General features: G+C 32.5%; 6 protein-coding genes. All 6 read left to right on the forward strand.

Annotated features, from left to right (window positions below; translation table 11 throughout):
• The first annotated feature begins 75 nt into the window (after positions 1-75).
• The 6 genes from glgB to mfd all read left to right on the forward strand — a co-directional run bounded on the left by glgB (position 76) and on the right by mfd (position 10,890).
• Complete coding sequence (glgB, locus tag HMPREF9943_RS06305) at positions 76-1,968, forward strand: 1,4-alpha-glucan branching protein GlgB (protein ID WP_004803195.1); 1,893 nt, start codon at positions 76-78, stop codon at positions 1,966-1,968.
• Positions 1,969-1,983: 15 nt separating this feature from the next.
• The gene (locus HMPREF9943_RS06310; RefSeq protein WP_004803196.1) at positions 1,984-4,380 is read left to right on the forward strand and encodes a glycogen/starch/alpha-glucan phosphorylase; all 2,397 of its coding nucleotides are present in this window, start codon (positions 1,984-1,986) and stop codon (positions 4,378-4,380) included.
• Complete coding sequence (locus HMPREF9943_RS06315) at positions 4,380-4,655, forward strand: DUF1292 domain-containing protein (protein WP_004803197.1); 276 nt, start codon at positions 4,380-4,382, stop codon at positions 4,653-4,655. The genes HMPREF9943_RS06310 and HMPREF9943_RS06315 overlap by 1 nt, the downstream gene beginning before the upstream one ends.
• A 163-nt stretch (positions 4,656-4,818) precedes the next feature.
• Positions 4,819-6,903, forward strand: a complete 2,085-nt coding sequence (gene pulA / locus HMPREF9943_RS06320; protein WP_004803198.1) for a type I pullulanase — start codon at positions 4,819-4,821, stop codon at positions 6,901-6,903.
• 1 nt (position 6,904) lies between these two features.
• A complete protein-coding gene (gene pth / locus HMPREF9943_RS06325; protein WP_004803199.1) occupies positions 6,905-7,459 on the forward strand; it encodes an aminoacyl-tRNA hydrolase in 555 nt (184 codons plus the stop codon).
• Positions 7,460-7,467: 8 nt separating this feature from the next.
• The gene (gene mfd / locus HMPREF9943_RS06330; RefSeq protein WP_004803200.1) at positions 7,468-10,890 is read left to right on the forward strand and encodes a transcription-repair coupling factor; all 3,423 of its coding nucleotides are present in this window, start codon (positions 7,468-7,470) and stop codon (positions 10,888-10,890) included.
• Positions 10,891-11,150 lie beyond the last annotated feature (260 nt).

An 11,150-nucleotide genomic window follows, 5' to 3' on the forward strand; every position in this document is an offset into this window, starting at 1 on the left:
TGAAAGCGGTTGAAATAGTGCAATTTCAACGTTTTTATTGTATAATAGAAAATAGGTGAAAGGAGTAACATACTTATGTTAGATGATTTCTTAATTCAATTATATCATGAAGGGAATTGCTTAGAGGCTTATAAATTATTCGGTGCACATCCGGAAAATAATAATGGAGTGCCGGGAGTACGTTTTACTGTTTATGCTCCCAATGCCAGAAGTGTTCAGGTTGTTGGTGATTTTAATCAATGGAATGGTGATAATTATTATATGGAGCGTTATTATGATGGCGGTATCTGGACCTTGTTTATTAAAGATTTAGAGGAATATGATATTTATAAGTATCGTATTGAAACACCATCAGGGGCTAAAGTGGATAGAAGTGATCCATATGCTTTTTTCAGTGAGCTGCGTCCTGCTACAGCATCAAAGGTATTTGATCTTGACGGCTATAAATGGCATGATAAGAGATGGATGAATAAACGTACTAAAAACTTTGATAAGAATATGAATATCTATGAAGTAAATCTTGGATCTTGGAAAATAAAAAAAGAGTTTACAGATAATGCTGATGGAGAGTTCTTTTCTTATGAAGAAATGGCGGATCAGCTGATTCCTTACGTTAAATCACTAGGATTTACTCATATTGAGCTGATGCCATTAAATGAATTTCCATTTGATGGTTCTTGGGGTTATCAGGCGACAGGCTATTTTTCAGCAACAAGCCGCTACGGGAATCCTCATCAATTAATGTATTTTATTGAACAATGCCATAAGAATGATATTGGTGTTATCATGGATATGGTTTTGGCTCATTTCGTAAAGGATGGTCATGGCTTACATATGTTTGATGGCGGATGTGTTTATGAATATGGTGACTTTGAAAGAAGATATTCAGAATGGGATTCCGTTTATTTTGACTGCGGGAAGGAAGAGATTCGTTCATTCTTAATGAGTGCTGTTCATTTTTGGGCGGAGATGTTCCATATAGATGGTTTCAGGTTTGATGCTGTCAGCAATATGCTTTATTGGCGAGGGAATAAGCTTATTGGTCAAAATGATGGAGCTATTGAATTATTAAAGAGAATGAATAACCGTATGAATGAGCTTTATCCATCTGTCATGATGATTGCTGAAGATTCAACGGATTTCCCATATGTTACTAAGCCTGTTAAAGATGGCGGTATCGGCTTTGATTATAAATGGGATATGGGATGGATGAATGATACTTTACGTTATTTTAAGGAAGATCCTGTTTATCGTCAGTATGATCATAATCTATTAACTTTCTCAATGATGTATTATTATAGTGAAAAGTTTATTTTACCTTTCTCACATGATGAAGTTGTTCATTCTAAGGGAACGATTTTAGATAAGATGTGGGGAAATAATGATCAGAAATTCGCTCAGGTTAAGGCTTTATATATTTATATGATGACTCATCCGGGTAAAAAGCTTAATTTCATGGGAAATGAACTGGCTGAATATAAAGAATGGGATGAAAGAAAAGCTTTAGGATGGAAGATTTTAGATTATCCGCAACATAATTCTTTTCATCAATTCTTTAAAGATTTAAATAAAATACTTGCAGAATATCCTTCTTTATGGAAATATGATTATAATCCTGATGGATTTAAATGGCTGGTTGTTGATGATAATCTGCAAAGTGTATTTTCTTATGCGAGGTTTGATGATCATGGCAATGCTATTGTGGTCGTATGTAACTTTATCGGCAATTCACATGAAGATTATACGATTCCTGTACCGTTTGCCGGCAGCTATAAAGAAATTCTTAATAGTGATAAAGATATTTATACCGGAGGAAATTATACGAATACGAGAGCTATTCGTTCTAAAAAAGGTCAATGTCTTAATGAAGAAAATAGTATTAAGATAAAACTGGCGCCTTTCTCCGCTTGTATCTTTGAATATAAGAAACCGGAGATAAAGAAAAGAATTGTAAAAAAGAAAAAATAATTGGGGGAAATTTAGATGTTTAAAACGAAAGAAGAGTTCAAATACGAGTTCTCTAAAAGGATCATCGAGCAGTATGGAAGAACAGTAGAGGAATCCCATATTACTGAAAAGATGATGATTCTTGAGTCTATGGTTAGAGATTATGCATCAGTAAACTGGGCCATGACTAAGATGCAGGTTAGAAATAATCATCAGAAGCAGGTGCATTATTTTTCTATGGAGTTCTTGATTGGACGACTCCTTGTTAACAACATGATGAATTTAGGAATTTATGATATCGCAAAAGAGGGATTAGCTGATTATGATATTAATATTCATGAATTAGAAGAATTGGAATCTGATGCCGGATTAGGAAATGGCGGTCTGGGGAGATTGGCTGCCTGTTTTATGGATTCACTGGCTTCTTTATCTTATCCTGCTTTTGGTCATACGATTCGTTATGAATATGGATTCTTTGAACAGAAGATTGAAGATGGCTATCAGATTGAATTACCTGATCAGTGGCTAAGATTAGGTAATATCTGGGAGGTTAGAAAGCCAAAGCATGCCTGTGAAGTTAAATTCTGGGGACGTGTTGAGTGGGACGGTCAGAAACAGAAATGGCGTCATGTGAATGCGGAATGTATACGTGCAGTTCCTTATGATGTTCCTATTGTTGGTAACAATACTACTGTTACGAATACGTTAAGATTATGGAAGCCTGAACCAAGTGATCATTTTCCTAAGGGGAAAAATTTTAGATTATATTTACAGGAAGTCAATGATATTTGTCAGAATCTTTACCCGGATGATTCAACACCGGCAGGAAAGTTTTTAAGATTAAAACAGCAGTATTTCTTTGTGGCTGCAGGGCTAAACTCTATTGTTAGAGCACATCTAAGAATCTATCCTGACTTATCTAATTTCCATGAAAAGAATGTTATTCAGTTAAATGATACACATCCTGTTTTAGTTATTCCTGAACTAATGAGAATACTTATTGATGATTATAATTATGAATGGGATGATGCATGGCATATTGTTACCAATACCTGTGCCTATACAAATCATACTATTTTAGCAGAAGCATTGGAGAAATGGCCGATTGATATGATGCAGAATTTACTGCCTCGAGTTTATCAGATTGTTGATGAAATTCATAAGAGATTTAACGGCTATGTAAAGATGCAGACAAATAATGATGAGAGAATATTAAATCGTGTTATGATCTTAAAAGATGGACAGGTGTATATGGCTCATATGGCTATTGCCGGAAGCTTTAGTGTTAATGGTGTAGCATTATTACATAGTAATATTTTAAAAGATCGTGAGATGAAAGATTTTTCTGATATTTTTCCGGGTAAATTTAATAATAAGACGAATGGTATTACTCATCGTCGCTGGCTGGTTTATAGCAATCCGGAGTTAACTGAGTTATTAAAGAATACTATTGGGAAAGAATGGATTGCTCATCCTGAAAGATTATCAGACTTAAGAAGATATATTGATGATTCAATTCTGCAAAACAAGTTCCTGAATGTAAAATATCAAAGAAAAATTGATTTAGCTAATTATATTAAGGAGCATAATGGGATAGAGGTAGATGTAAACAGTATTTTTGATATTCAGGTAAAGAGACTTCATGCTTATAAGAGACAGCTGTTAAATGTTATGCATATTATTTATCTGTATCAGAGGATGAAACAAGATCCTTCATTTAGAATTTATCCTCATACTTATATTTTTGGAGCTAAAGCCGCACCTTCTTACTATTTTGCTAAAAAAGTTATTAAGCTGATTAATAGTGTTGCTGATGTGGTTAATAATGATCCTGATACAAATAAGTATTTAAAAGTTGTATTTATTGCAAACTATGGGGTTACTATTGCTGAACATATTATTCCTGCAGCTGATGTTTCAGAACAAATTTCATTGGCAGGTAAAGAAGCATCAGGAACTTCTAATATGAAGTTTATGATGAATGGTGCTATTACATTGGGAACATTAGATGGTGCTAATGTTGAAATAGCTGAACGTGTAGGGGATAAGAATGCTGTTATCTTTGGCTTAAAGGTTGATGAAATTAATCGAATTAAAGACAGTCATTCGTACCATGCTTGGGATTACTATAATAATGATATGAGAATCAGAAAAGTTGTAGATTCATTAACTGATGGATCATGGGGACAGTCCAGAGAAGAATTCAGACTGATCTTTGATGAATTAATGGGTCATAATGATGAATATCTATTACTAGCCGATTTTGATAGTTATGTAAAAGCACAGGAAAGAATTAATGATCTTTATCAAAATAAAGAACTTTGGGCACATATGTGTTTGAGGAATATTGCTGAAAGTGGCTATTTTTCAAGTGATCGAACAATTGAGGAATATGTTCAGGATATCTGGCATTTAGAAAGGGTTAAAAAGTAATGGATGAATTTGATATTATTACTATTGAAGATGGACAGGGTGTTGAGAAGGATGTTGAATTGATTTTCTCATATACGGATGAAGAAACTGCAAGAACATATTATTTGTATGCAGATAATACAGATGATCAAAATAAGGAAGTTAATTCTTATGTCTTTTATCGTGATCCTGATTCACCGGAGGATGAACTTTATGCGATTGAGACAGATGAAGAGTATGATCGTATTATAGAAGTCTTTGATACTGCTTTTAATAGTATTGAACAGGTTGATTAAGTATGTAAGAGTCCTAATAATGGGTTAGGACTCTTTTTTAACTGTAATCATACAGTATTTTTTGGATTTATATCAATAAATTTCAAAACATAAAAATATAGGGTATTAATATATAAATTTCCTGCTAATTATGATAAGATAGTGGTGCATGGAGGGATGTAGTATGCAGTCAGATTTTATACGCATGTACGCCACAGCAGTGTCCTTTGATGAAATCAAAGTATACTTATCAAGTAACTACTATAACGGTATATCAAGTAAGTTTTATATCAAAGAGCTTCATTCCAATCAATCTGCTTTATTACAGGGTGATGCCCATGATGAAGAGAATGGATTTAAAACTTATCTTTTACATACAAAAATAGAATTAGAAAAAAGATATGTAGTGACAGATGCTTATGGATTAACATGTTTTCTTGATTTAAGTCCATTAACACTAACTGAGGAATTTGATCAAAGATACTATTATGATGGTGATGATTTAGGATCACAGTATTCAAAACATTCGACAATATTTAAAGTATGGTCTCCTTTATCTACATCTGTGATTCTTAAATTAAAAAAGGGATCGGATGTACAGTTATATTCAATGACTAGAAATGATAAAGGTGTTTTTGGCTGTAAAGTAAAGAAAGATTTAGAAGGATACCGTTATGTCTATATCATAGAGAATAATACATCTATTATAGAAACCTGTGATCCTTATGCTTATGCCTCTACCAGCAATATGAAGAGTTCAATTGTTGTAGATTTAAAAAAGTTGGAAAGAAAAAAATCTTCTTTACCATTATTAAAGCATAGTACGGATGCTATTATATATGAATTGGGAGTAAGAGACTTTTCTGTAGATGCTTATGGTAAACTAAGACATAAAGGAAAGTTTTTAGCTTTCTGTGAAGAAGGCAATGTAACAGAGATGGGATATTTAAGCGGTATTGATTATTTAAAGGACTTAGGTATTACTCATGTGCAGTTGATGCCTATTAATGATTTTGCAACTGTCGATGAAGATCTTCCTTATGAATTATATAACTGGGGCTATGATCCGGCACAATATAATACAACTGAAGGAAGCTATGTTACGCTTCCTAATGATGGTTATAGACGTGTCAATGAATGTCAGAAAATGATTGAGAGTCTTCATAAGAATGGTTTAAGAGTTATTTTAGATGTTGTTTATAATCATATGCATGATGTTAATCAGAATGCTTTGGAAAAAACAGTTCCTTATTATTTCTTTAGAAGAGACGAGAATGGTTATCGTACTAATGGAACATGGTGTGGTAATGATTTTAATACAACAGCGAAGATGTGCCGTAAATATATCTTGGATATGTGTAAAAGATGGCAAGTTCTTTATGGAGCAGACGGTTTTAGAATGGATCTGATGGGTATTATTGATATTGACACGGTTAATGCTATTTATAGACAGGGAAAAGCTATTGATCCATCATTCCTATTATATGGAGAAGGATGGAATATGGGAACATTACCTGAAAATCAGAAAGCCATTATTGAGAATAATCAGTTATTACCGGGCGTGGGCTTCTTTAATAATTATTTTAGGGATACTTTAAGAGGTAATAATCAGCTGGAAAGAAAAGGGTATATTTCCGGTGATACTTATAAGACAAATGAAGCTATTATTGCATTATGTGATTATGGGAAATTCTCTTCTATTGAACAAAATCTTAATTATCTGGAATGTCATGATAATGCTACTAATTATGACAAACTGCTTGTGTCCAATGCTGAAGAAAATGAATTGTGTCGACAAAGGAGATGCATGATAGGAACCGCAATGATTTTATTAGCTCAGGGAATGCCGTTTTTACATGCCGGTCAGGAATTCTTTGATACTAAAGGCGGGAATGCCAATTCATATAATGCCGGTGATAATGTGAATAAGTTTGACTGGGGCAGAAAAGATCAGTATCTTGATCAGATTGAATTTGTAAAGATGCTTATTAGACTTAGAAAAGATAATCCATGCTTTAGACATTATGATTATCAAGAAATGAGAGATCATATTCGGATTAATAATATTAATCATCGTATGATTGAATATATTCTGACTCAGGATAATGGTCAGTATAAAGAAATAAGAGTTTATTTTAATCCTTCATATGATTATATTTCTGTTCAGATAGGTTCTGATTTTAAAGTAATGTATAGTATGGAACAGGAGGAGATTACAGATGGTTCATTAACAGTTAAAGGTGTTTCAATGGCTATCTGTGTCAGATAAAATGAAATTAATAGTAGGACTTGGAAATCCCGGCAGAAAATATCAGCATACCAGACATAATACAGGTTTTATGATTATAGATATGTTATCAGAAAAACTAAATCAGCCTATTGAGACAAAGAAGTTTCAAGGTCTGTATACAAAATTTAAATATCATGGTGAGGATATTGTTTTATTAAAACCGGAAACCTATATGAATGAATCAGGCGTATGTGTACAGGCTATGATGAATTATTTTAAGATCGATCCTGATGACTTATTAGTTATCTATGATGATTTGGATATGCTTCCGGGGTCAATCAGACTTAGAGAAAAAGGGGGATCCGGAGGTCATAATGGGATGAAGAGTATTATTGCTCATATAGGAACTCAGGATTTTAAGCGTATTCGTATCGGTATTGGAAAAGATAAGAATTATCAGACAGCTGATTGGGTATTAGGACATTTTTCGATACCGGAAATGGAACTGATGCTTCAAAGCGGTCATAAAGCGGTAAATGCTGTGATGTGTTATTTAGATTATGATTTTTCCAAAGCTATGAATCTGTATAATTAAGAGAAGATATGAATAAAATTTTAGATGTTTTAAAAGATAATCCGGCCTTAAAACAAATGTTATCGGGTAAAGGCGAGATTGTAACAAACAATATAAATGACGAAGCTTACCTGATTGCCGGTGCATTTATAAAAAAACCAAAACAGATTATTATTATTAAGCAGAACCAGTATCAGGCTCTGCATCTTTACTATGCTCTTAAAGGATTGTTAAAGGATGTCTGCTACTATCCCAGTGATGAATCACTAAGAGTAGAAGCAGTCGCATATTCTTATGAATTATTAGGAGAAAGAATGAATAGTCTCTATCTTCTTTCTCTTAATCAGCCGGTTATCTGTATTGCTCATACCCATTCAGTTATACGATATATTACTCCTCTCAATTTATTTAAAGAATCTATTATTCATCTAAAAGTTCATCAGATTATTGAACCATTAGAATTAAGACAGCAATTGCTTCGTTTAGGCTATCAGATAACTCAGCGTGTAGACTCTCCGTTCTATATGTCTAGAAGAGGCGGTGTTATTGATGTTTACTCTATTCAATACGAACATCCTGTGCGTATTGAATTCTTTGATAATGAAATTGAAACCATTTCATTTTTTTATTCAGATACACAAAGACGTAGTGAGAAAATAGATGAAGTAACATTGCTGCCGGCTACTGAAATGCTTTATGATCATAAGAATGTTGATTCCGTTATTAAGAAAATCAAAGAATTAAAAGAGGCTATGCATCTTGAAAAAGAATATCAGGATGAATTAGATGAAAATATTGCTTTGGATATTGAAGCATTAAAATCACATGATTATTCTCTTCGTTTATATCAGTATCTCTCTTTATTTGAACATAAGGCGAATCTATTAGATTATGCTAAAGGAGCTATGATCATTACTTCGGGAATAGAGACTATTCATAATGCTTTTAAAAGATTTACGGAAGAATCTTTTTTCTATTTTCATGAAATACAGGAAATAGGGGAGATGGTTAAGGGATTAGATCTTTATTATGATATTCATGAAATTACTTCTTGTAGAGATATTAATTTTACTGAATTTAAGTTAAAAGATAATCAGATAGAATTCCTGACTCAGCCTGTCACTATTTCTATGATTAATAATCATACTTTCTTAACTCAGCTAAAAGATTATGCTGTTTTTAATAAAGTTCTTATCTGTCTGAATGAAAAGAGACATATAGATTCTTTAATTAGATTATTTGAAGAACATCAGATTAAGTATACTTTAGTTACTAATGATTCTCATATTTATAAAAATACGATTAATATCTATTTTGGGAATCTTCCTTCAGGGATACAGTTTGTTCATGAAAGATTGGTTTTACTCACAAGTCATGAATTATTTACTGCACCCATAAAGAGGAAAGGTTACATCAAATATAAGAATGCTTCTGTTATTAAGGATTATAATGAGCTGAATATTGGAGATTATGTTGTTCATGATACCAATGGTATTGGACAGTATATGGGTATCAAGACTTTAGAAGTTCAGGGTATTCATAAAGACTTTCTTTATATTGCTTATAAAGGTAATGATGTTTTATATGTACCTGTAGAAAACTTCAGACTGATTAGAAAATATTCATCAAGAGATGGAAAAGTTCCTCATGTTCATGAATTATCCGGGACTAAATGGGCTAAAGAAAAGGCAAGAGTAAGAGCAAAGGTTGATGGCTTAGCTGATGATCTGATTGCCTTATATGCTCAAAGAATGGCTCAGCCGGGATTTGCTTTTAAAGAGGATAATGAGATTCAGATGACTTTTGAACAGCAGTTTGGCTATGAGTTGACATTAGATCAGCAAAGAGCTATTGATGAAATTAAAACAGATATGGAAAAACCAAGACCAATGGATCGCTTATTATGTGGAGATGTCGGCTTTGGAAAAACAGAAGTAGCAATTAGAGCTTGTATGAAAGCAATTCTTTCTAATAAGCAATGTGCTTTTCTATGTCCAACAACTATTCTTTCTTCTCAACATTATCGAGTTATGAAGAAGAGATTTGCAGATTTTCCTGTTACTATTGCACTACTGAACCGCTTTACTTCGTCTAAAACAAAAAAAGAAATTCTGAATGACTTAAAGAATGGGAAGATAGATCTTTTAATAGGAACGCATCGTATTCTTTCTAAAGATGTTGTATTTAAAGATTTAGGATTATTATGTATTGATGAGGAACAAAGATTCGGTGTCAGACAGAAAGAAAAGATTAAGGAATATAGAAAGACAATTGATGTATTGACATTAACGGCTACACCTATTCCTAGAACTCTTCAGATGTCATTAATGGGAATCAGAGGATTATCTCAGATAGAAACACCGCCATTAAACAGATTACCTGTTCAGACTTATGTTTCTGAATATTCACCACCATTAGTTAAACAGGTTATTGAAAGAGAACTGGCAAGAGATGGACAGATTTTTTATCTTCATAATCGGACAGATAATATTTATGAAACAGCTTCTCAGATTCAGAGTCTTGTTCCTGATGCTCGTATCGGTGTTGGACATGGACAAATGAAAAAAGAAGAATTAGAAGATGTTATGCAGGAATTTGTAGATCATCAGTATGATATTCTTGTTTGTACCACAATTATTGAAACAGGAATTGATATTCCTAATGCAAATACAATTCTTGTTGAAGATGCTGATCACTTTGGCTTAGCACAGCTTTATCAGATTAAAGGTCGTGTTGGAAGAAGTGAAAGATTGGCTTATGCTTATCTTCTCTATCGTAAAAATAAGATTATGAATGAAGAAGCAGTGAAGCGGTTAAAAGCAATTAAAGAATTTACGCAGTTAGGAAGCGGTTATAAGATAGCAATGAGAGACTTATCAATTAGAGGATCAGGAGATATTCTGGGAGGAGAACAGGCAGGATTTATTGACAGTGTAGGATTTGATATGTATATGAAAATATTACAGGAAGCTATCCTGGAAAAACAAGGTCAATCAATTGAAGAGGAAGACATTCCTGTCAGCAATGTAAAAGTTAATGGCTATATCCCAAATAATTATTTAGAAAGTGATATGGAGAAATTAGAGCTCTATCAGCGTATTTATAAAGCTAATAAAATGACTCAGATCAATCTTGTAGAAAGAGAACTTAGAGATCTTTATGGAGAACTTCCCAGAGAAATAGAGAATATTATAATTAAGAGACGCTTTGAAATACTTTCTCATAATAAAAAAATCAGAGCAATAGATGATAATGCTGAAGGAATGACTATTCATTTTACTCATGAATTCAGTAAGAAAACTAATGGAGAATATCTTTTCCGATGTGCTCATAAATATTTTCATAAACCTAAATTTGCTTATGCATCAAGTGAAATATCTATAGAAATAGCTTTTTCACCTGAATATATTCATCAGATAGTCTTATTTTTACAGGATGTTTTAAAAATATAAGTATTAAGGACACGATAAAAATCGTGTCCTTTTCTAATATAAGACTGATGGTAGTGTTATATATTTTATAAATGACAGAATAAAATAGATGCTTTATTTAAATGTTAAAAAGATAAGGAATATATCAAAATAATAAAATTTAAGCGACTGATCGTAAATAAATGTAGACTTTAAATAACATCTTATGGTATTATGGATTAAATGAGGATATTATATTTTTTGTCGTGAAATTAAATGATTTTGGCAGATGTATAGTATTT

Source organism: Eggerthia catenaformis OT 569 = DSM 20559 (assembly GCF_000340375.1).
Taxonomy (GTDB): domain Bacteria; phylum Bacillota_I; class Bacilli_A; order Erysipelotrichales; family Coprobacillaceae; genus Eggerthia; species Eggerthia catenaformis.

What these genes read in the sequence shown, in the direction of transcription:
- glgB (WP_004803195.1), top strand. Translation starts at nt 76, where the DNA reads ATGTTAGATGATTTCTTAATTCAATTATATCATGAAGGGAATTGCTTA.
- HMPREF9943_RS06310 (WP_004803196.1), top strand. Translation starts at nt 1,984, where the DNA reads ATGTTTAAAACGAAAGAAGAGTTCAAATACGAGTTCTCTAAAAGGATC.
- HMPREF9943_RS06315 (WP_004803197.1), top strand. Translation starts at nt 4,380, where the DNA reads ATGGATGAATTTGATATTATTACTATTGAAGATGGACAGGGTGTTGAG.
- pulA (WP_004803198.1), top strand. Translation starts at nt 4,819, where the DNA reads ATGCAGTCAGATTTTATACGCATGTACGCCACAGCAGTGTCCTTTGAT.
- pth (WP_004803199.1), top strand. Translation starts at nt 6,905, where the DNA reads ATGAAATTAATAGTAGGACTTGGAAATCCCGGCAGAAAATATCAGCAT.
- mfd (WP_004803200.1), top strand. Translation starts at nt 7,468, where the DNA reads ATGAATAAAATTTTAGATGTTTTAAAAGATAATCCGGCCTTAAAACAA.